Origin of the sequence: Ruegeria meonggei (genome assembly GCF_900172215.1) — a bacterium.
Lineage (GTDB): Bacteria > Pseudomonadota > Alphaproteobacteria > Rhodobacterales > Rhodobacteraceae > Ruegeria > Ruegeria meonggei.
Window position 1 is genome coordinate 175,102 of sequence record NZ_FWFP01000006.1, and the last position, 18,935, is coordinate 194,036.

The following is an 18,935-nucleotide window of genomic DNA, read 5'->3' on the forward strand; positions in this document are numbered from 1 at the left end:
CCGCCAGTACCCATGTTTTCGCCTACATATTGGGATAGTTCGGGCCATCGCCGCCCTGCGGCGTTGTCCAGGTGATATTCTGGCTTGGATCCTTGATGTCGCAGGTCTTGCAGTGGACGCAATTCTGGAAATTGATCACGAATCGCGGGCCGTCTTCGTCCTCGACTATCTCATAGACACCGGCAGGGCAATAACGCTGCGCCGGCTCGTCGAACTTGGGCATGTTGACCTTGACGGGTATCTCGGGGTCGGCCAGATGCAGATGGCACGGCTGGCTTTCCTCGTGATTGGTCATCGCAAAGGACACGTTGGTCAGCCGGTCAAATGACAGCGTTCCATCAGGCTTGGGATAGTCAATTGGCTTGTGCTTGCTGGCCTCTTCGGTGGAGTCCGCATCGTTCTTGCCATGGCCCAGCGTGCCGAACAGTGAAAAGCCCAGCGTGTTGGTCCACATGTCCAGACCGCCCAGCGCCAGAGAAGGCATCAGGCCCCATTTCGACCACATCGGCTTGACGTTTCGCACCTTTTTCAGGTCTTTGCCGATAGCACCGTCGCGGACATCGGTTTCGTATGCGGTCAGCTCATCGCGCGAACGCTCGGCCTTGATGGCGTCAAAGGCAGCTTCGGCCGCGGCTTTACCCGACAGCATCGCGTTGTGGTTGCCCTTGATGCGCGGCACGTTGACCATGCCCGCCGAACAGCCCAGCAGCGCCACGCCGGGGGCCACCAGTTTTGGCATCGACTGATAGCCGCCCTCAGTGATCGCCCGAGCACCATAAGCTACGCGCTTGCCGCCTTTCAGCAGCTCGGCCACCATCGGGTGGTGCTTGAAGCGCTGGAATTCCATGTACGGGTACAGGTGCGGGTTCTTGTAGTTAAGGTGAACCACAAAGCCGACATAGACCTGATTGTTTTCAAGGTGATAGATGAACGATCCGCCGCCCGCGTTGCTGCCCAGAGGCCAACCCATCGTGTGGGTGACAGTGCCTTCCTTGTGCTTGGCCGGGTCGATCTCCCAGATCTCTTTCATGCCAACGCCGTATTTCTGCACTTCTTTCCCGGCAGACAGGTCGTATTTGGCGATAACCTCTTTGGACAGCGACCCGCGGACGCCTTCAGACAGGAAGACGTATTTGCCGTGCAGCTCCATGCCCGGCTCGGTGTTTGGACCATAGGACCCGTCCGCCTCCAGACCAAAGACACCAGCGACCACGCCTTTGACCTCGCCATTGTCGCCGTAAACCAGCTCGGAACAGGCCATGCCAGGGAAGATTTCGACGCCCAGTTCCTCAGCCTGCTCGGCCATCCAGCGGCAGACATTGCCCATCGAGACGATGTAGTTGCCGTGGTTGTTCATCAGCGGCGGCATCGGGAAGTTGGGAACGCGGATTTTACCCGCCTCGCCCAGCATATAGAAATTGTCTTCGTTAACCGGAGTGTTCAGCGGCGCGCCTTTTTCCTTCCAGTCGGGGATCAATGCATCCAGGCCGCAGGGGTCCAATACCGCACCCGACAGGATGTGTGCGCCAACTTCGGACCCTTTTTCCAGAACAACGACATTCAGGTCGGCATCCAGCTGTTTCAGACGGATGGCCGCGGACAGGCCCGCGGGGCCTGCACCCACGATCACCACGTCATATTCCATCGCTTCGCGTTCAATCTCGGCCATCGCGGGCTCCTTAGCTAACTTTCCGAATTGGCGCTTTCGACGTACGGTCGGCGCAATATTGTTTCACGGGTGATTACATGGTCCGAAAGACATTGGTCAATCGAAACACGGCGTAACTATGCCGCTATGCGGCAATTCACGCCTCTGGAGTGTCCCCCATCAGGTATCTGGGGCCGCTTCCCTTGGACTTTGCCCGGTCATCCGGGTTGTAGAGGGCGCATTTGGGCAAACTGAGGCACCCACACCCGATGCAGCCGTCGAGATTGTCGCGCAACCGCGTCAACGTGTCGATTCGCTGATCCAGATGGTCGCGCAGTCCAACGCTGATCTTTTGCCAATCCTGCGGTGTGGGCGTGCGGTTGCCGGGCAGGCCGGACAGCACCTTCCCGATCTCGGGCAGGGTCAGACCAAATTGCTGGGCGATCATGACAAAACTCAACCGCCGGATATCAGCCCGTTGATACCGCCGTTGCCCGCCCGCATTACGCCAGGGCGCAATCAATCCCTGCGCCTCGTAATACCGGATGGCCGAAACCGCCAACCCGGTTCGCTGCGCCAAAGCACCAATTGCCAGCCCCTCGGATACCGCCATCTTTTCCTCGCAAGTTTTTTCTTGACCTAAAGTTAGGTTTAGAAATTACGGTGAGTCGAAACAAGCCTCAAATTGGAAAGGAAATACTATGATGGCAACGTTGGAACACGCCAACTTCACTGTAAGCGATCCCAAGGTCTCGGCAGCGTGGATGCAACGGGTGTTCGGTTGGAAAACCCGCTGGGAAGGCCCGTCGATTGCGGGCGGGTACACGGTGCATGTGGGCAGCGCGCATACCTACCTAGCGCTTTACGCCCCTGGTAATCCGCAACCGTCCGGCGAAAACAGCTATGACATCGTTGGCGGGTTGAACCATGTGGGTGTTCTGGTCGACGATATTGATGAGACCGAGAAGAAAGTAGTCAAAGCCGGGTTTACGCCCAAGTCCCACGCGGATTACGAACCGGGTAAACGGTTCTACTTTGACGATGACAATGGCATCGAGTTTGAAGTGATTAGTTACGACTAGGCCGTAATCCGCGCGTTGTACGGCTGAGACCTCTTGCAATTCACGCCTCATTTGGGTCAGGTATTTGCCAACCCATCAAATCGCCCCGACGCTTGTTCCATGCGGCGGGGCGCATCAATTTATGCGTGGACGACAAGACTATGGAAAAGATCCCCATGACGCCTTCGGGCAATGCCGCGCTGGCGGCAGAGCTGAAAAACCTGAAATCCGTCGAGCGGCCTGCGATCATCGAGGCCATCGCCTCGGCGCGGGAACTGGGCGACCTGAAGGAAAACGCCGAGTATCATTCGGCCCGTGAAAAGCAGGGCTTTATCGAAGGTCGCATCAAGGAACTGGAAGGTATCCTGTCGCTGGCCGATGTGATCGATCCCGCCAAACTGTCCGGTGCGATCAAGTTTGGTGCCAAGGTCACGCTGGTCGACGAAGACACCGACGAGGAGAAGACCTGGCAGATCGTGGGTGAATATGAGGCCAATATCGAAAACGGCCTGCTGAACATCAAATCCCCCATCGCCCGCGCCCTGATCGGCAAGGACGAAGGGGACAGTGTCGAAGTGCGCACCCCCGGTGGCGTGCGCTCTTACGAAGTCCTGAGTATTGAGTACGCCTGACCGGAGCGTTTGTAATGTCCGAGCCTACACCTGAGCAGGAGACCGAGCGTCCAACCTCGCTGGGGATATACGACAAGCCTATGCGGTCTTCGGTGACCGAGATCGAGATCGTCGCGATTGCGCTCAGCCTGATCTGGTTGGTTGTGTCGGTGGTGTTTCTTGTCCTGCCCGACAACGCGCAGGGCGGTGGGTTTGTGGTGACCATGCTGGCGGTGTTCATGCCGGTGGCGATGATCTGGGTTGCCGCCACAGCCATGCGTGCCAGCCGCATCATGCGCGAGGAAAGCACCCGTCTGCAGACCGCGATTGACGCGATCCGTCAGGCCTATGTCCTTCAACAGCAGCGCGCGGCCATTTCCAATGAACCGGGGGTCAGCAAAAAGCTGGATGAAATTGCGCAAGCCGCAAAGAAAACCGAAAGCGCGCTGGCCACATTTTCGACCAAACGCACCGAACCTGCACGGAACGCCGCTCCAAGTGCCACCGGCGACCAGACAACGCTGGCGCTGGGTACCCAGGCCGGCGATATTGCGCCGCCCCTTGGCACCGATATCTTCATACGCGCGCTGAACTTTCCCGAAACGCAGGACGATACCGAAGGGTTCGACGCCTTGCGACTGGCGCTGAAGGACCGCAAGACCGCGCAGCTGGTGCAGGCGTCGCAGGATGTTCTGACCCTGCTAAGCCAGGAAGGCATCTATATGGATGACCTGCGCCCCGACATGGCCCGGCCAGAGATTTGGCGCCAATTTGCACAAGGCGCGCGCGGGCGGTCCGTTGCGGCACTGGGCGGGATCCGCGACAGGTCTTCGCTGGCGCTGACAGCGGGACGGTTGAAACAAGACCCGATCTTCCGCGACGCCGCACATCATTTCCTGCGCCGCTTCGATCACATGATCGTCACGTTCGAGCCCGAGGCCAGCGATGCCGATCTGACAGCCCTGGGCGACACCCGTACCGCGCGGGCCTTCATGCTGCTGGGTCGAGTGGCCGGGACGTTCGACTAAAGTCCGAAACTGCCATAAGGAATGAACCGGACCCTGTCCCCCGGCTTGATATGGCGCGCGCCGTCTTCGATTTCGACCAGGCCTTCGGCCCAGCTGAGACCGCTGATCCGGCCCGACCCTTCCGAGGCGAACACCTCGGCCTGGCCATCGCGGACGCGGGCGCGCAGGTATTCGCGACGCCCCGGTTTCTTACGTTTCTCAAAAGCGGCTGGCAGGTCGAAGCCCTGCGGGTTCCGCCAACCTTCACCAGCCATCAGGCCCAATGCAGGGCGGGCGAAGATCAGGGTACAGACCAGCGCCGCCACAGGGTTGCCTGGCAGCCCAAAAACAGGCGTGCCATTCCACATGCCCAGCGCCAGGGGGCGTCCAGGTTTCAGCGCAATCCGCCATTCCTGCATCGCGCCCGCCTGCCTGAGTAGCGCTGAGACATGGTCCTCATCCCCTGCCGACGCGCCGCCACTCGTCAGGATCACATCCGCCTGTCCGGCAGCGGCATTCAGACAGTCGCGTAGGACGTCCCGGTCATCTGCAACGCGCCCCATATCCACCGGTGCAAACCCCATCCGGGCCATCATCGATAGCAACATCGGGCGGTTGGCATCGTAAATCTGACCCGGGCCAGCAGCTTGCCCCGGCTCAACCAGCTCATCCCCAGTGGACAGAACCGCCACCCGCAAAGTCTTGCGCACAGGTATGTCGGCAAGCCCGGTCGCAGACAGCAACGCCAGATCAGCAGGCGTCAACTTGCGCCCGGCTGGTAACACCAGATCGCCTGCGACCACATCTTCGCCAGCCTGACGGGTGTTAGCACCCTGTTTCAGGGGCCCGTGAAAGGCGATATGGCCGTCCTGCACGGTCACGTCCTCTTCCAGAATGACCGTGTCGACGCCATCGGGTAGCGCAGCCCCGGTCAAAACCCGCAGGGCATGACCCGGTGCAACTTGCCCATCAAAGGGGATACCCGCCGCCGCCCGTCCCTGTTGCAGGGGCATGATCTGCGGACCGCCCGACACAGCCCCGGCAAAGCCATAGCCATCCACCGCCGTATTCGGCAGCGGCGGGTTCGAGCGGTTGGCATGAATGTCACTGGCCAGAACCCGCCCCGTGGCCTGTGCCAAAGGCACGGTTTCAACCGCCGTCACCACCGACAACCTGTCCCGCAAAAGGGCCAGAGCATCGTCGACCGGTGTCCAGTTCACCCCGGCCGGGAGGGCGAAACAATCGTTGCGCAGTGGCGGCGGTTTGATGTCCGGTTTGCTCATAATCCCACCTCACTCAGGATGAAATCCGCGATTGCGCCTGTGTCGTTCAGATCAAAGACCGGGTGGTCTATCTGCAGCGGGGTATCGCTGGCCACGGCGCGGATTGTGTCATTGTCCGGGGCGATCAGAGCGTTCCCGGCCTCTGCCCGAAATGCCTCGACCTTTGGGTGAGCCTCGCGTTTGAACCCCTCGATCAGCACCAGATCAACGGGAGACAGACGGGCCAGCAACGCCGTAAGGGATGGCTCAGCCGCCCCGCGCAGCTCTTGCATCACAGCGATGCGTTGAGCCGAGGCCAACAGCACCTCGGAGGCGCCTGCCGCGCGGTGGCGGAAACTGTCGGTTCCAGGCTGGTCGACGTCCACGCTGTGATGGGCGTGTTTCACGGTCGAAACGGAAAAGCCACGCCCTGTGATTTCAGTCACCAGCCGCTCCACCAATCCGGTTTTTCCGGCGTTTTTCCAACCGGTGACGCCGTAGACCCTCATGCCTGCTCCAATAGCTTTTGCGCCCGCGCCAGATCGTCAGGGGTGTTGACGTTGAAGAACGGATCGAAGGGATCGGCCGGGAACAGCGCCTCGCGCCCGTCATGTCTGTCGGTCCAAAGCACAACCTTGCGCAGCCCGTCATTCAATGCCGCCCGCAAATCATCGCGCAGCGCCACCGGCCAGAGGCCAAAGGTCGGGTGCCGGTTGACCCGCTTACCGCCGCCGGATTTCAGCGCCTCTTCCCCGGTGCGCGGCGTGGTGGCCAGAACCAGCGGATGAGTCTGCCCCCTTGCAGTATCGACCAGTCGCGCCACCAAATCGCGGGGGAAAAACGGCGTGTCCGCAGCGGCGGTGACGATGCTATCAGCCCCCAGCGTGGCCGCCCAATCGAGCCCTGCCAGCACACCCGCCAAAGGACCGGCAAAGCCTTCGATCGTGTCGGGTAAGATAGGCAGGTCCAGATCGGCGAACCGTTCCGGGGCACCATTGGCGTTCAACGCAAGCCCGCTCACCTGAGGCGACAGCCGGTCGATCACATGGGTCAACAAGCTTTGCCCGCCAAGCTGCAACAGCCCTTTGTCGCCTCCACCCATCCGGGTGGCGAGACCGCCTGCAAGGATGACACCGAGAGGATTATTCATTCCTGCACCAATTTGCATTCACCTAATTGATCATTAGTTCGCAACTTTGTAGATCGAACTCAGTTCAATTGGAACGCAGTTGGGTACAGATGGTGCAGGACAAACAGCCACAGGATCAACGTTCCCACTGATAGGAATGACGTCGCTGATACAATGTGCGCCGCAAGCTTTGGCTCTTGATTGTAGTGTTTAGCAAGTAGAAACACGTTTTTTGCGGTTGGCACAGCAGAAGAAATAGTTGCGGCGATAGTCCAAAGCGGGTCCAGCCCGATTAGATGCGCCGCCAGCAACACAAGCCCGGGCGCGAGAACAAGTTTTACTAAGGTCAAAAACAGGATCAGCGGGCCTGTCTGGACAATCGTTCGCACACTGGTAGTGAATCCGATCGCAAAGAGTGCGACAGCAGCCAGAGCCTGACTAAGTAACTCTAGGTAGTCCGAAACCGAGTCCGAAAAGCCGATCCCGGTAAAGGAATACGTAACACCTAACAAGGTTGCCGCAATAATCGGGTTCTTCAAAACATTCAGCAGCATCTTGTATATTGGTGTAGTTTTGCCTGCTTTTTGCCCAGCTGAACTTTCGAGAACCGTAGTCATGACCAAAAGCAAGATAGCAACTACAAGGTTGGCCAGCACAGCTGGTAAAGCGCCCTTGGACCCAAATATCGCGTGAAGTATCGGCAAGGCGACCAGGGCCGTATTCGATGCAACACCCGCGAACGCCGCAACTGTTGCAGAGCCCACGTCAAAGTTCACCACGGCCTTTAGGCAAAAAAACATAACGGCGAACAAAACCAACAGAGTTCCGCCATAAGAAATGTAAAAACCGTAGTTAAGCAGGTTTTCAAATTTCTCCTGACCTATCAGATAGAACATAATAGCCGGAATCAGGACATAAACCGCAAACTGCACTAGCGCGTCTGATGTGTCTTCCGTCAGGAGTTTCGTCCACGAAAACACATACCCTGTAAGTATTACCGCAAATACTGGTGCGATTAGGTTGATCAGCTCCATAGCGTTTTCTGACGTACGTCATCCCCAGATTATTTGCCTCATTCTAGGACACATGCTTCGGAATTCGCAGGGTTTTCTCAGAATGACCTGGCTACCACCCAATTTAGGACTGAGTGCTTTTTCTTTTGTGTTTTTTGTCTTCGCTTGCCACACTCGCCGGGTCCACGTCGCGCAGCAGGCGGTCCTCTCCCGCAAGGCACACAAACCGCTGGCCACGCATGCGGCCAATCAGGGTCAGGCCAACCTCGCGGGCGATCTCGACGCCCCAGGCAGTGAAGCCGGATCGGGATGCCAACACCGGGATGCCCATCATCGCCGTCTTGATCACCATCTCGGATGTCAGGCGGCCGGTGGTATATAGGATTTTGTCCTCCGCTCCCGCGCGTTCGGACAGCATCCAACCGGCGATCTTGTCGACGGCGTTGTGGCGGCCCACGTCCTCCATATAGACCAGAGGGCGGTTTTCGCGGCACAGCACCGTGCCGTGGATCGCGCCAGCCTCAAGGTACAACGACGGGGTGCGGTTGATTTTGGCAGCCAGCTCATACAGCCAAGAGGTACGCACCGTGACCTGTGGCAGGCGCACGTCCTCAAGCCCCTCCATCATGTCACCGAACACGGTGCCCACGGCGCAGCCACTGGTGCGGGTCTTTTTCTTGAGCTTGTCCTCATAGGATGTCTCGCGATCGGTACGGACCACAACAGTTTCCAGATCATCGTCGTAATCGACGCGGGTGATCTCGTCGTCGTCCAACAGCATGCCCTGATTGCGCAGAAAGCCCAACGCCAGATATTCCGGGTAATCACCGATGGTCATCGCAGTTACGATTTCCTGCGCGTTAAGGAAAATCGTCAGAGGCCGTTCTTCGACCACCGAGATATGGCTGACCGCGCCGTTCTGGTCCACGCCATCGACCGCACGGGTCAGCCGTGCCGCACCGGGGTCGGGGGCGATGAGGTAGTCCGTGACATCCAGTTCCGTGGCCAATTGCAACCCTTTCCCAAGATCGCTACTGCTGCTGGCAACACCATAGGAATTTGCCATGGCAGACACCACATCCAAGTCATACTTCTGGAAGGGTTTTCGCGACGGATCCCCTTTCATCTTTGTGGCGATCCCTTTTGGCACCTTGTTCGGCGTTTTCGCGACCGAGGCCGGACTGGACATCGTCCAGACCATCGCCTTTTCCGCAACTGTCTTTGCGGGGGCCGCACAATTCACCGCGCTACAGCTGCTGCAGGACAACACGCCCACTGCGATTGTGCTGGCTTCGGCACTGGCGGTGAACCTGCGGGTGGCAATGTATTCAGCCTCACTGACACCGTTTCTGGGCGCCGCGCCGATGTGGCAAAGAGCCTTTGCCGCCTATCTGACGGTGGATCAGTCTTATGCCTGTTCGATCATGCAGTTCGAAAAAGAACCCAAGATGACCGTGCCGCAGCGCATGGCCTATTTCTTTGGTTCAGTCACACCGATCACGCCCCTGTGGATATTGGCGACCTACCTGGGGGCGGTGCTGGGTGCGCAAATTCCTGAAAGCTGGGCACTGGATTTTGCCCTGCCGATTACATTCCTGGCGATGATCGGCCCGATGATGCGCACAATGGCGCATGTGGTTGCGGCACTTGTCGCCATCATCGTTGCCCTTCTGACCGTTGCTGTGCCGTTTAATCTGGGCCTGCTGATCGCCGGTGCCGCCGGCATGATCGCCGGCGCTCAGGCCGAGCTGATGATGGAGCGGAGAAAGACATGAGCAAGATCGACCCGACCACCATGTGGATCGTTATTATCGGGCTGGCCATCGGCAGCTTTGCCCTGCGCTTTGTCTTTATCGGCTTTGTCGGGGATCGTCCGATGCCGCCCTGGCTGCTGCGGCATCTGCGTTATACGGCCGTGGCGATCGTCCCGGCCCTGATTGCGCCGCTGGTGGTCTGGCCAACTGCAACTGACGGTCAGCCGGACCTGCCACGCATGGCCGCGGCCGCTGTTGCACTGGCAGTCGGGGTCATCACCAAGAACGTGATTGCGGCCATTTTCACGGGCGCTGCAACACTGTACGGGCTGCTATACCTATTGGGATAAGGTCGCGTCCTGCTGATTCAGGCGGGCGTTGCTGGCGGCCAGACCTTTTTGCAGGTCGGCATCATCGTTTTCGCGGTACTCAGTGGTGACAACGCCTGGTAGCTGGCCGAACTGCTCGGACAGTTTAACCGGGTAGAAGGTCACATCAATTTGCTCGAACCCCGGCACCTGTTGCAACAGCTTGGCTGTCGAGTTGGCACAATACGCCCCCGGAACCGGCCCCATCTGCTTGGCCAGCTGCAGGGCGATTTCGGCCTGTTGCGGGCTGACTTCGATTGTCTGGATACGCGCATAATGTGTCTCGCGCGCATGGCTGCTGCGATAGGCGCGCTCGACATTGGGGGTGATGCCATACAGCACATCATCCTTGATCGGCACCACATCTGCCCGGAACGACCCAGCAGGGTCAAAGATCACTCTTTCACTGCCGCCAATCATCAGCGAGGTATGCGCCCCCGAGCCGGTCCGGGTGCTGATCATGGTATACAGCGTCAGCGTAGATGGTCCCGGATCGCGATAGGACCGGGTCACGATTTCAGACTGATCCGCCTGTGGTCGCTGCGAACCTGTGCAGCCTGCGACAGTTGCTGCCAGCAGGCAGGCAATCAAAATCCTGATCACGGCAGACCCCGTTCTGGATTAAGCGGCGAAAACCGCCAGGAACAGGCAAAAAAAGGCGATTGCAACCACACACCAGGTGGTGGCCTTTACGAAACCGTTGAAGGTTTTTGTTTGGACGTCAATGTCCATGTCGCCGTGCTTATGTTCAGCCATGACTGTCAGAATCCTAATTCCCGTGTTTGAGATGTTGGATAATCGAAAACAAACGGCCTGTCACCACGTCATTCGCGCGCAGGGGCCAGCGGCTGCAACATCGAGCAGTTCGGATAGCCAAACCCCCAGCGCCAGGGCAGACCGGAACAGGGGGCACCTCCAAGACGCACCGCCGCAAACATAGCCTCAGCCGTGATGGAATGCGCCGAACGGATCTGATCGGGCGTCATGTCATACCGGTCGGCGTATTCTTCGGCATGCGTTTCGCCGTGCTGCATGACACAAGCGCGCAAGGTATCATCCGCAGACAGGCGCGCGTCATAGCTGGCCTCGGCCTGCGCTGCACCGCCGGCGTTGTGATAGGCGCGGTCATGGATAACGCAGCAGCCCTCCCACGGGGGATGGGCATCATAGAGCGCTCGGAATTTTGGGAAGGTCCTGGCTACAAAACGCCAGCTGGAAGACAGACCACCTGAACACCCGTCCGTTTCGAAAGGGATCAACCCGGCATCCCCCTGCTGTGCGAACAGGGCGCGATGGGCGGGCAACTCGATCCCGCGCAGAAAGTCCTGTGCGGTGGCCGGGGTGGCCAGCAGTGCCAGAGCGAGGATCAGCTCAGGGGCTTTCATCGCGCATCGCCTGTGTGTCGATCGACATGCCAAAGGTGGTCGCCAGCCACAGCAACAATCGTTCCGCCGGGCCCATTTCGGCGCGCACCCGCAGCACTTCGTTGGCCTTTGCCGGGCGGTCGGTGATCAACCCGTCCACCCCCATCGACGCCATCGCCGACATTTGCAGCGGATCATTCACCGTCCAGACATAGATATCCTTGCCCGCTGCCTGAACCGAACGCACCAGCCCCGGCGTCGCCATTGCCGCGTTGACGGCGATAAAGTCGCCTTCCAGCCCGGACAGGTCACCCACCGCCGTTGCGGCAAGAACCCCGGCGCGCCAATCGGGACGCAGCGTTTTCATCTTTTGCACCGCCGGGTATTTCAGCGACATGGTGGCGATGTCGTCCTGCATGCCGAACTCTTCAACCAGCGCGATCACGCGGTTCTCCAGATCTACGTCATGGCCATAGTATTTCAACTCGATGATGACCTTGGCCTTGCCCTTGGCCGCCGCCAACACGTCGCGCAGTGTCGGGGTGCGTTCGTCACCATATTCAGGACCGTACCAGCTGCCGATATCAATCCCGGCTACGTCTTCCATGGTGGCGTCCCAGACCTTGAGGTTCACACCCGCCAATTTCATGAAGTCGCTGTCATGGGCGACAATCACCACGTCATCAGCCGTTTCCTGTACGTCGATTTCGACCCAGTCGGCTCCGTCTTCGATGGCCTTAAGCACTGACGCCATGGTGTTTTCCGGACGCAGCGCAGCGGCCCCTCGGTGACCTATGACCTCGGCCCGGTCCGGCGCCTGTACCCGCTCCAGCAAGGTTTGCCCGAACCACAAACCAACCAGCACAGCCACGGCAGCAGCGCTTACGACGGCGAAAACCGGTATGCGGAGACTACGCGGTTCGGGATGCGGTGGCTCTTCGGTCCTGATCTCAAAGAAACCATCCAGCACCACCGCTAGCGCGCCCAGCGCCGTGGCGGCCAGTACCAACCCGGCCAGAGACCACACTGCCGCAACCAACAGGCTGTAGGTCAATGCCAGACGCAAGTGACTGGCACCCTGAAGCGGCACCATCGCAAACAATAGCCCCGCAACCCACGCGATCAGGGCGGCGATGACAAAACGCACCCCCAGCCAGAGCGCCAGTTCGATCTTGAGGCGTCCGCGTTTGCCCTCCATCCGGCTGGTGCTGATACCAAACGCATGCGCCGGGTGAACCGTTTCGAACAACACCAGATGCAGAGACAGCGCCCAGGCTGACAACCGTCGGATAAGCACCCAGGCCATGGCCAGGCCTATCGCTCCGATCAGCACAACGGCGATCCAGAAAGATGGCGGATGGAAGGTCAGGTAATAGTTGATGTCATATTCGGTCAGGCACCACCACGCGATCAGCGCTGCGACCGCCGCAAACGGCAGGATCAGCAGCAGAACCCGCAACACAAAGCGCACCGCAAAGCCAAACAGCGCAGGCAAGCGCGACAGGATCAGGCCAATCGCCGAACTGCCCGCGCGCCACGGATCGGGTTCCCCCATCCGCAATGATCCGGCCATGACCGAAAAGACAAACACCTCGGCCAGCAGAAACAAGCTGAGCACGGCAATGGCTGCGACAAAACCTGCGGGCGACAGAATAAAGGCTGCGATGGCCTGATCCGTCAGTGCGGTCTGATCCGACAGCTTGACCGCCAAATTGACTGTGACAGCAACGCCTGGAGCAATCAGGGCCACCAGCAGCAGACGTACTGCGATGTAGATCGGCACAAAGACACGACGGCGCGCCCATGCGCGCCTGTAGGCTGTTGTAACGGCTGAAAAACTGCTCACACGGCATCCCCTTGAATGATCCAATCATTCAAGGCTGCGCAGGCGTGAATTGCAAGTCAGGCGATCAGCTTTCTTCCAGATCTGCCGCCAACCGGAATCCGATACGGTTGGCGGGTTTATCCTCGACCGTTTTTGGCAGCGCGCGCAACATTACGTTCAACTGACTGACATGCTGCACCAGCTGCGTCCGCGCACCGGTCGCGTCCGAGCCATAAAAAGTGATGATATCTGGGTCGAAGTACCCCATCCCCTCGATCCGCATTACGCCAGCATCGCCTCCAGTGAACCCCATGGCAACTTCCTGATCGCCATCCAGCGTCTTTTCGAAGTTCTGGATGTAAAGGATCAACCGCTCATACGCCCATTGTGCCGGGCTTTTTGTTGCAACGGGCTTTTGCAATGGTTCGGGCAATTCTTTGGCGCCAGATTTTGCATTCGGGTTGGAATGCACTTCATAGCACCGGGGTAGTGCTGCAGATTCTGCAGCCTCGGCCGATGTTTCGATCTGATCCTGCATGGCATTACCCTTTGCGCTGAAACTCCCAAGCCCCGTCCGCGCGGCGCGTTCGGGTCACAGTTCCAATGTGGTAAAGATGGTTCAGATGTGCAACCGCCTCGACCAGAGCCAGCCCGTATTCACCGTCGCCGATCTGACGTTTGAACAGCGGCACAAAGCATTCGGCCGCAGTTTTGGGTTGGTCCAGATAGTCCTGCAGACGCGCCAGCGCGCCGTGGTGATTGTCGATCAGTTGCTTCATCCGCAGTGGCAGGCCAGTAAAGGGCAGCTTGTGCCCGCCCAGCGCCAGTTGATCGGGTCGGGCCAGGGTTTGCAGCCGCTCACAGGCCTCAAGCCATTCAGCGACCGGATCGGCCAGCGGTTCGGTGACATAAACACCCAGGTTGGGACTGATCGAACTGAGGATCTGGTCCCCTGTGATCACCAGATTGTCGTCGCGACTCCAGAAAGTTGCATGCTCAGGGGCGTGGCCGTTGCCCATATGCACGTCCCAGTCGCGCCCGCCCATGCGGATAACACTGCCCTGCTTGATTCGGGTAAAGCCCAGCGGCATTGGATAGACCGTGTCGCAGAAATTGAAGGGCCGCTCGGTCATGCGCTTGGCCAGAAACGCCGCGTCCATCCCGGCGCTGCGGTAATAGTCCAGTGTCTCGGACGGCCAGGTTTCCTGCACGTCCAACTGCAGCATCCGCGCAAACAGCCAGGCCGTGCGCGAGGCCACAAGCTCCGCCCCATGTTCAGATTGGAACCAGCCCGCATTGCCGACGTGGTCGGGATGGTGATGGGTCACCACCACCCGGTTGACCGGTTTCCCAGCCAGAGGACCCGCCAACAACGTGTCCCAAATGCGCCGGGTTTTGTTCGAAGACAGCCCCGTATCGATCAGCGTCCACCCATCGCCGTCGTCCAGCGCATAGATGTTGACGTGATCCAGCGCCATGGGCAACGGCAAGCGCATCCACAGAACCCCTTCGGCGATCTCGACCGCTACACCCGATGCCGGAGGCTCGGGCCAAGGGTAGCGGATCGTCAAAGGGGTGTCTCCGTCCATTACGCCGCCAGTTCCTCGGCGCTAAGGGCATAGACATCGTCCGCCCCGTTCTGCGCCTGCACCAAGAGACCGGCATATTCCGGCAGCAGCGCGTTGATGTAAAACCGCGCCAGTTTGAACCGGGGGCCGTCGGTTTCCGCCAACGCCGCCTTCAGGTGGAAATGCGCGCCCAGAACGCGGGCAAAGGCATTCAGGTAAGGTACAGCGCCTGCGAAACGGACATTCATGTCGCCCTGCGCTACAATCCACTCGGTGGTTTCACGCAGGCTTTCGGTGGCTTCCCAGACTGGTCCGGCCAGATCCGGCAGGGTTGCACGAGCCTTTTCAGCGTGATCCTCGATCTCGTCCAGCAGACGCGCGGCGGCTTCGCCACCATCCATCATCTTGCGCGCCACCAGATCCATGGCCTGAATGCCGTTGGTGCCTTCGTAGATCGCGGTCACGCGGACATCGCGATAATACTGGGCCGCGCCGGTTTCTTCGATAAAGCCCATGCCACCGTGGACCTGAACACCGGTCTCGGACACGCGCATGCCGGTCTCGGTGCCGAACGCCTTGCCAATCGGGGTCAGCAGCGCGGCACGTGCCACCCATTCAGGGTCACCCGTGGCGGTCGCCATGTCGATGGCCGCCGCATTTGCCAGCATGATCGCACGGGCCGCGAAGGTGTCGGCGCGCATGCTCATCAGCATCCGGCGCACATCGGCATGGTCGATGATCGTGCCAGAAGGCGTCTTGCCCTGTTTCCGCTCAAGCGCATAGGCCAACGCGTGCTGATAGGCGCCTTCGGCCGCGCCGACGCCCTGACCGCCCACACCCAGACGGGCGTTGTTCATCATGGTGAACATCGCAGCCATGCCGCCATGTTCCTTGCCCACAAGCCAACCCTTGGCCCCGTCATACTGCATCACACAGGTCGGAGAACCATGCAGACCCATCTTATGTTCCAGCGAGACGACCTTGAGATCGTTGGCCACGCCGGGATTTCCATTTTCATCCGGCAGGTACTTGGGCACCAGAAACAGCGAAATCCCTTTGGTTCCCGGCACCGCTCCGGGCAGGCGCGCCAGTACCAGATGGCAGATGTTTTCGGCGAAATCGTTATCGCCCCACGAGATATAGATCTTTTGGCCGGACACCGCATAGGTGCCGTCGCCATTGGGTTCCGCCTTTGAGGTCAGCGCGCCCACATCCGATCCGGCCTGCGGTTCGGTAAGGTTCATGGTGCCCGACCACTCACCCGCCATCATCTTGGGCAGGTACAGCGCCTTCAACTCATCACTGGCATGGTGTTCTAGCGCCTCGATCTGGCCCTGCGTCATCAGCGGAGCCAGTTGCAGCGACAGGCAGGCGGCCGACATCATCTCGTTCACCGCGGTGGTCAGGGTCATCGGCAGACCCATGCCGCCATATTCCGGATTGCCGCTCATCCCGATCCAGCCCCCTTCGGCAATCGCTTTCCAGCCGTCGCCATACCCGGGTGAGGTGCGCAGTACGCCGTTTTCCAGACGCGCGGGCTCCAGATCACCGGGGCGCTGCAAAGGGGCCATCACCTCTTCGCACATTTTGCCGGCCTCATTCAGGATCGCGCTGACGACGTCTTCGCTGGCGTCTGCGAATTTCTCGGTCGCCGCGATCTGATCAAAGCCGACCACGTGACGGAACAAAAGTTCATAGTCGGAAATTGGCGCACGGTAAGGCATGGGTTCCCCTAGGGTTGTCTGTTTGGTTTTTCGCCGGTGGGGTTGGAAAATACAATACCCACCTCTATGCATGCTTGATTACTCAATTAACTAGTCAGCCCAATGGTACAAGCAATCAAAACGCGGCGTCACCTCAGATGATCTTAAATGGCACCTTGGATTTGGCCGCTGATCCGGGCGGAATCGCGAAGGCCGCGGATTTCCTGCGGCAGGGCCTGCTGGTCGCCTTCGCCACCGAAACCGTCTATGGCCTGGGCGGCGATGCCCGCAACAGCGATGCGGTAGCCGGGATTTACCACGCCAAGGGTCGGCCCAGCTTTAACCCGCTGATCGCTCATGTCGCCTCGGTCGAAGCAGCACAACGGTTCGTCGAATGGTCCGACCGGGCCGAGGCGCTGGCCGCAGCCTTTTGGCCCGGACCTTTGACCCTGGTGCTGCCATTGCGGGCCAATCATAGCATCTCACCACTTGTTACGGCAGGGCTGGATACGCTGGCCGTTCGGGTGCCCGCCCATGGGACGGCGCGTGCCCTGCTGACGGCGTTTGACGGGCCGGTGGCGGCCCCCTCGGCCAATCCATCAGGTCAGATCAGCCCGACAACCGCAGCGCACGTTCGTGCCGGTCTGGACGGGCGTATAGCCGCCATCCTGGATGACGGTCCCTGCGGTGTGGGGTTGGAATCCACCATCGTCGGACTGGCGGGCGAGCCCGCGCTGCTGCGCCCCGGTGGTGTGGCGCTGGAACAGATCGAGACGGTTCTGGACGCACAGCTGCACCTCCACCAGGCCAGCGACATGCTGACCGCGCCGGGGCAGCTGCAATCCCACTACGCCCCGGACGCACCAGTGCGATTGAACGCGGGAACCCCGCAGGGCGATGAGGTTTTGTTGGGCTTCGGCCAAGTCAGCTGCGACCTGAACCTTTCAGAGGACGGAAACCTGACCGAGGCTGCGGCGAACCTGTTTTCCGCTTTACACAGGGTCAACAGCATGGGCCGTCCAATTGCCGTGTCACCGATTCCGGATCATGGGTTGGGCGCTGCGATAAATGACCGCCTGCGCCGTGCAGCCGCGCCGCGTGACAGCTGATCAGGCGCGCCCGGCGCTGGCCGACAGGGTCAGCGGATCGACACCCAGCGTTGCCAGCGCAGCCGCCCACTTTTCGTCATCAGGCACGTCATACACCAGTTTCTGAGTGGCCTCGGTCGTCAACCAACCGTTCATGGCGATCTCGTCCTCAAGCTGATCGGGACCCCAGCCGGAATAACCCAGCGCCAGCGTCGAATTCAATGGCCCCCGCCCCGAGGCCAAATCCTCGAGCACGTCCAGCGTTGCGGTCATACTGAAATCGTTTGAGATTTGCATCGAATGCAGGTTGGCCTCGTAATCGGCGCTGTGCAGAACAAAGCCGCGCGACATCTCGACCGGGCCACCAAAATGGACCAGACGTTCGCCGACAACAGGAATGCGGCAAGCAATGTTCAACTGACCCAGCAGGGTTTTGATCCGCAAATCAGACGGTTTGTTGATGATCAGACCCATCGCCCCGTCATCCCCGTGGCTGCACATGAAAACCACCGAATGATCAAAGCGCGGATCCCCCATACCGGGCATCGCAATCAACAGTTTTCCGGTAAGGTCCATGAGCCGTCATCTCTTGCAAAGCACAGTGCAACAATGACCCTTGGGTACAGCAATTGGCAAGGGATCAGCGCATATTTCCGCAGATTTCATTCGGGTGACCGGAACGTGACTTGGAATCGCGGGTCAGACCGCGCATTTATAGGGGATGAAGCATTATGTCTCCTCTGTCTTAGTCGCCCTGACCGCCAGCCTGCCGCTGGCCGCCCCTGCCTCTGCGCAAGGCGTGGACGGGGTAGTTCAGTTGGATATCCTTGACGGCGGCCGGACAGCCAATGGCACGTATTTGGGCGCACTACGACTGACCCTGAAAGACGGCTGGAAGACCTATTGGCGCGCACCCGGCGATACGGGTATCCCACCGGAGTTCGACTGGAAAGGCTCGGACAATGTGGGCGACGTCGCGATCACTTGGCCTGCGCCGAGTGTTTTTGTACAAAACGGTCTGCAATCCATCGGCTACACGGATCAACTGGTTCTGCCGGTGGAAATCACGCCCCGCAACCCGGCCAAGCCGGTGCGGTTACGCGGCGATATGGATCTGGGGGTCTGCAAGGATGTCTGCATTCCGGAACGGCTGAAATTTGACCACACGCTGGACGCCGAGGCCGGACGCAACCCGGCTATTGCTGCGGCCCTGGCGCAGCGGCCTTTTTCTGCGAAAGAGGCCCGCGTCAGCTCCGCCAGTTGCCATCTGACCCCGACCTCGGACGGTATGCAGATCGAAGCCCGCGTGACCATGCCCTCGGCCGGAGGGAATGAAATTGCGATCATCGAACCGGGCAACCCGGCGCTGTGGGCCTCGCAGCCCGAAACCCGGCGACAGGGCGGCGCTCTGGTGGCCACTGCCGAGGTGATCAATGCCACAGGCGGCCCCTTTGCGCTGGATCGGTCCGAGATCCGGATCACGGTGTTGGGTGCCAATCACGCAGTGGATATCCGAGGGTGCAGCGCTGGCTGA

General features: G+C 59.8%; 22 protein-coding genes. 7 read left to right on the forward strand and 15 right to left on the reverse strand.

Features of this window, described 5'->3' with window-relative positions; all coding sequences use genetic code 11:
• Positions 1–22 precede the first annotated feature (22 nt).
• Entirely contained in the window at positions 23–1,669 is a 1,647-nt protein-coding gene (locus tag RUM8411_RS11990) for an electron transfer flavoprotein-ubiquinone oxidoreductase (protein ID WP_085822949.1), read from the reverse strand.
• A 136-nt stretch (positions 1,670–1,805) separates the two neighbouring features.
• On the reverse strand, positions 1,806–2,261 hold the full coding sequence (gene soxR / locus RUM8411_RS11995; protein WP_085822950.1) for a redox-sensitive transcriptional activator SoxR: 456 nt from the start codon (positions 2,259–2,261) through the stop codon (positions 1,806–1,808).
• A gap of 88 nt (positions 2,262–2,349) precedes the next feature.
• Between soxR and RUM8411_RS12000 the strand changes: the two genes are divergently transcribed.
• The 3 genes from RUM8411_RS12000 to RUM8411_RS12010 all read left to right on the forward strand — a co-directional run bounded on the left by RUM8411_RS12000 (position 2,350) and on the right by RUM8411_RS12010 (position 4,348).
• Positions 2,350–2,730: a VOC family protein gene (locus RUM8411_RS12000; RefSeq protein ID WP_085822951.1), complete on the forward strand. Its 381-nt coding sequence runs from the start codon at positions 2,350–2,352 to the stop codon at positions 2,728–2,730.
• 140 nt (positions 2,731–2,870) lie between these two features.
• Positions 2,871–3,341, forward strand: coding sequence for a transcription elongation factor GreA (gene greA / locus RUM8411_RS12005; RefSeq protein ID WP_085822952.1), 471 nt, complete (start codon positions 2,871–2,873; stop codon positions 3,339–3,341).
• Positions 3,342–3,355: 14 nt separating this feature from the next.
• The gene (locus RUM8411_RS12010) at positions 3,356–4,348 is read left to right on the forward strand and encodes a hypothetical protein (protein ID WP_085822953.1); all 993 of its coding nucleotides are present in this window, start codon (positions 3,356–3,358) and stop codon (positions 4,346–4,348) included.
• Here the strand turns inward: RUM8411_RS12010 and RUM8411_RS12015 are convergent.
• The 5 genes from RUM8411_RS12015 to RUM8411_RS12035 form a co-directional block, all read right to left on the reverse strand.
• Positions 4,345–5,610, reverse strand: coding sequence for a molybdenum cofactor synthesis domain-containing protein (locus tag RUM8411_RS12015; RefSeq protein ID WP_085822954.1), 1,266 nt, complete (start codon positions 5,608–5,610; stop codon positions 4,345–4,347). The genes RUM8411_RS12010 and RUM8411_RS12015 overlap by 4 nt on opposite strands.
• Positions 5,607–6,098 carry a molybdopterin-guanine dinucleotide biosynthesis protein B gene (gene mobB, locus RUM8411_RS12020; RefSeq protein ID WP_085822955.1) on the reverse strand — a complete coding sequence of 164 codons (492 nt, stop codon included), beginning with the start codon at positions 6,096–6,098 and terminating at the stop codon, positions 5,607–5,609. Before mobB ends, RUM8411_RS12015 begins: the two co-directional genes overlap by 4 nt.
• Positions 6,095–6,739: a molybdenum cofactor guanylyltransferase MobA gene (gene mobA / locus RUM8411_RS12025; protein ID WP_085823042.1), complete on the reverse strand. Its 645-nt coding sequence runs from the start codon at positions 6,737–6,739 to the stop codon at positions 6,095–6,097. Before mobA ends, mobB begins: the two co-directional genes overlap by 4 nt.
• A gap of 59 nt (positions 6,740–6,798) precedes the next feature.
• Positions 6,799–7,752 (reverse strand): AEC family transporter, encoded by a 954-nt coding sequence (locus RUM8411_RS12030; protein ID WP_085822956.1) that lies wholly within the window; start codon positions 7,750–7,752, stop codon positions 6,799–6,801.
• Positions 7,753–7,855: 103 nt separating this feature from the next.
• A complete protein-coding gene (locus RUM8411_RS12035) occupies positions 7,856–8,746 on the reverse strand; it encodes a formate dehydrogenase accessory sulfurtransferase FdhD (protein WP_085823043.1) in 891 nt (296 codons plus the stop codon).
• Positions 8,747–8,795: 49 nt separating this feature from the next.
• Between RUM8411_RS12035 and RUM8411_RS12040 the strand changes: the two genes are divergently transcribed.
• Positions 8,796–9,506 carry an AzlC family ABC transporter permease gene (locus tag RUM8411_RS12040; protein WP_085822957.1) on the forward strand — a complete coding sequence of 237 codons (711 nt, stop codon included), beginning with the start codon at positions 8,796–8,798 and terminating at the stop codon, positions 9,504–9,506.
• Complete coding sequence (locus RUM8411_RS12045; RefSeq protein WP_085822958.1) at positions 9,503–9,835, forward strand: AzlD domain-containing protein; 333 nt, start codon at positions 9,503–9,505, stop codon at positions 9,833–9,835. Before RUM8411_RS12040 ends, RUM8411_RS12045 begins: the two co-directional genes overlap by 4 nt.
• On the opposite strand, the gene RUM8411_RS12050 is transcribed toward RUM8411_RS12045, so the two are convergent.
• From RUM8411_RS12050 to RUM8411_RS12080, 7 genes are all read right to left on the reverse strand, one after another.
• Positions 9,824–10,456 (reverse strand): hypothetical protein, encoded by a 633-nt coding sequence (locus tag RUM8411_RS12050; protein ID WP_085822959.1) that lies wholly within the window; start codon positions 10,454–10,456, stop codon positions 9,824–9,826. The two genes, RUM8411_RS12045 and RUM8411_RS12050, sit on opposite strands and share 12 nt — an antisense overlap.
• A gap of 18 nt (positions 10,457–10,474) precedes the next feature.
• Complete coding sequence (locus tag RUM8411_RS12055) at positions 10,475–10,609, reverse strand: aa3-type cytochrome c oxidase subunit IV (protein WP_085822960.1); 135 nt, start codon at positions 10,607–10,609, stop codon at positions 10,475–10,477.
• A 68-nt stretch (positions 10,610–10,677) separates the two neighbouring features.
• Positions 10,678–11,238 carry a hypothetical protein gene (locus RUM8411_RS12060; RefSeq protein ID WP_085822961.1) on the reverse strand — a complete coding sequence of 187 codons (561 nt, stop codon included), beginning with the start codon at positions 11,236–11,238 and terminating at the stop codon, positions 10,678–10,680.
• Positions 11,225–13,063: a glycerophosphodiester phosphodiesterase gene (locus tag RUM8411_RS12065; protein WP_085822962.1), complete on the reverse strand. Its 1,839-nt coding sequence runs from the start codon at positions 13,061–13,063 to the stop codon at positions 11,225–11,227. The genes RUM8411_RS12060 and RUM8411_RS12065 overlap by 14 nt, the downstream gene beginning before the upstream one ends.
• 64 nt (positions 13,064–13,127) lie before the next feature.
• Complete coding sequence (locus tag RUM8411_RS12070; RefSeq protein ID WP_085822963.1) at positions 13,128–13,580, reverse strand: DUF6173 family protein; 453 nt, start codon at positions 13,578–13,580, stop codon at positions 13,128–13,130.
• 4 nt (positions 13,581–13,584) lie between these two features.
• Positions 13,585–14,631, reverse strand: a complete 1,047-nt coding sequence (locus tag RUM8411_RS12075) for an MBL fold metallo-hydrolase (protein WP_085822964.1) — start codon at positions 14,629–14,631, stop codon at positions 13,585–13,587.
• Entirely contained in the window at positions 14,631–16,334 is a 1,704-nt protein-coding gene (locus RUM8411_RS12080) for an acyl-CoA dehydrogenase (protein WP_085822965.1), read from the reverse strand. The genes RUM8411_RS12075 and RUM8411_RS12080 overlap by 1 nt, the downstream gene beginning before the upstream one ends.
• Positions 16,335–16,471: 137 nt before the next feature.
• On the opposite strand from RUM8411_RS12080, the gene RUM8411_RS12085 reads away from it, so the two are divergent.
• Positions 16,472–17,422: an L-threonylcarbamoyladenylate synthase gene (locus RUM8411_RS12085; RefSeq protein ID WP_085822966.1), complete on the forward strand. Its 951-nt coding sequence runs from the start codon at positions 16,472–16,474 to the stop codon at positions 17,420–17,422.
• Here RUM8411_RS12085 and RUM8411_RS12090 read toward each other — a convergent pair whose 3' ends face one another.
• Positions 17,423–17,977, reverse strand: coding sequence for a YqgE/AlgH family protein (locus RUM8411_RS12090; protein WP_085822967.1), 555 nt, complete (start codon positions 17,975–17,977; stop codon positions 17,423–17,425).
• 145 nt (positions 17,978–18,122) lie between these two features.
• Here RUM8411_RS12090 and RUM8411_RS12095 point away from each other — a divergent pair, with 145 nt between their 5' ends.
• The gene (locus tag RUM8411_RS12095; RefSeq protein WP_085822968.1) at positions 18,123–18,935 is read left to right on the forward strand and encodes a protein-disulfide reductase DsbD domain-containing protein; all 813 of its coding nucleotides are present in this window, start codon (positions 18,123–18,125) and stop codon (positions 18,933–18,935) included.

Excerpts from the sequence above, each read along its gene's own strand:
- RUM8411_RS11990 (WP_085822949.1), bottom strand. The coding sequence starts at position 1,669 with ATGGCCGAGATTGAACGCGAAGCGATGGAATATGACGTGGTGATCGTG.
- soxR (WP_085822950.1), bottom strand. The coding sequence starts at position 2,261 with ATGGCGGTATCCGAGGGGCTGGCAATTGGTGCTTTGGCGCAGCGAACC.
- RUM8411_RS12000 (WP_085822951.1), top strand. The coding sequence starts at position 2,350 with ATGATGGCAACGTTGGAACACGCCAACTTCACTGTAAGCGATCCCAAG.
- greA (WP_085822952.1), top strand. The coding sequence starts at position 2,871 with ATGGAAAAGATCCCCATGACGCCTTCGGGCAATGCCGCGCTGGCGGCA.
- RUM8411_RS12010 (WP_085822953.1), top strand. The coding sequence starts at position 3,356 with ATGTCCGAGCCTACACCTGAGCAGGAGACCGAGCGTCCAACCTCGCTG.
- RUM8411_RS12015 (WP_085822954.1), bottom strand. The coding sequence starts at position 5,610 with ATGAGCAAACCGGACATCAAACCGCCGCCACTGCGCAACGATTGTTTC.
- mobB (WP_085822955.1), bottom strand. The coding sequence starts at position 6,098 with ATGAGGGTCTACGGCGTCACCGGTTGGAAAAACGCCGGAAAAACCGGA.
- mobA (WP_085823042.1), bottom strand. The coding sequence starts at position 6,739 with ATGAATAATCCTCTCGGTGTCATCCTTGCAGGCGGTCTCGCCACCCGG.
- RUM8411_RS12030 (WP_085822956.1), bottom strand. The coding sequence starts at position 7,752 with ATGGAGCTGATCAACCTAATCGCACCAGTATTTGCGGTAATACTTACA.
- RUM8411_RS12040 (WP_085822957.1), top strand. The coding sequence starts at position 8,796 with ATGGCAGACACCACATCCAAGTCATACTTCTGGAAGGGTTTTCGCGAC.
- RUM8411_RS12045 (WP_085822958.1), top strand. The coding sequence starts at position 9,503 with ATGAGCAAGATCGACCCGACCACCATGTGGATCGTTATTATCGGGCTG.
- RUM8411_RS12055 (WP_085822960.1), bottom strand. The coding sequence starts at position 10,609 with ATGGCTGAACATAAGCACGGCGACATGGACATTGACGTCCAAACAAAA.
- RUM8411_RS12060 (WP_085822961.1), bottom strand. The coding sequence starts at position 11,238 with ATGAAAGCCCCTGAGCTGATCCTCGCTCTGGCACTGCTGGCCACCCCG.
- RUM8411_RS12070 (WP_085822963.1), bottom strand. The coding sequence starts at position 13,580 with ATGCAGGATCAGATCGAAACATCGGCCGAGGCTGCAGAATCTGCAGCA.
- RUM8411_RS12075 (WP_085822964.1), bottom strand. The coding sequence starts at position 14,631 with ATGGACGGAGACACCCCTTTGACGATCCGCTACCCTTGGCCCGAGCCT.
- RUM8411_RS12080 (WP_085822965.1), bottom strand. The coding sequence starts at position 16,334 with ATGCCTTACCGTGCGCCAATTTCCGACTATGAACTTTTGTTCCGTCAC.
- RUM8411_RS12085 (WP_085822966.1), top strand. The coding sequence starts at position 16,472 with ATGATCTTAAATGGCACCTTGGATTTGGCCGCTGATCCGGGCGGAATC.
- RUM8411_RS12090 (WP_085822967.1), bottom strand. The coding sequence starts at position 17,977 with ATGGACCTTACCGGAAAACTGTTGATTGCGATGCCCGGTATGGGGGAT.
- RUM8411_RS12095 (WP_085822968.1), top strand. The coding sequence starts at position 18,123 with ATGAAGCATTATGTCTCCTCTGTCTTAGTCGCCCTGACCGCCAGCCTG.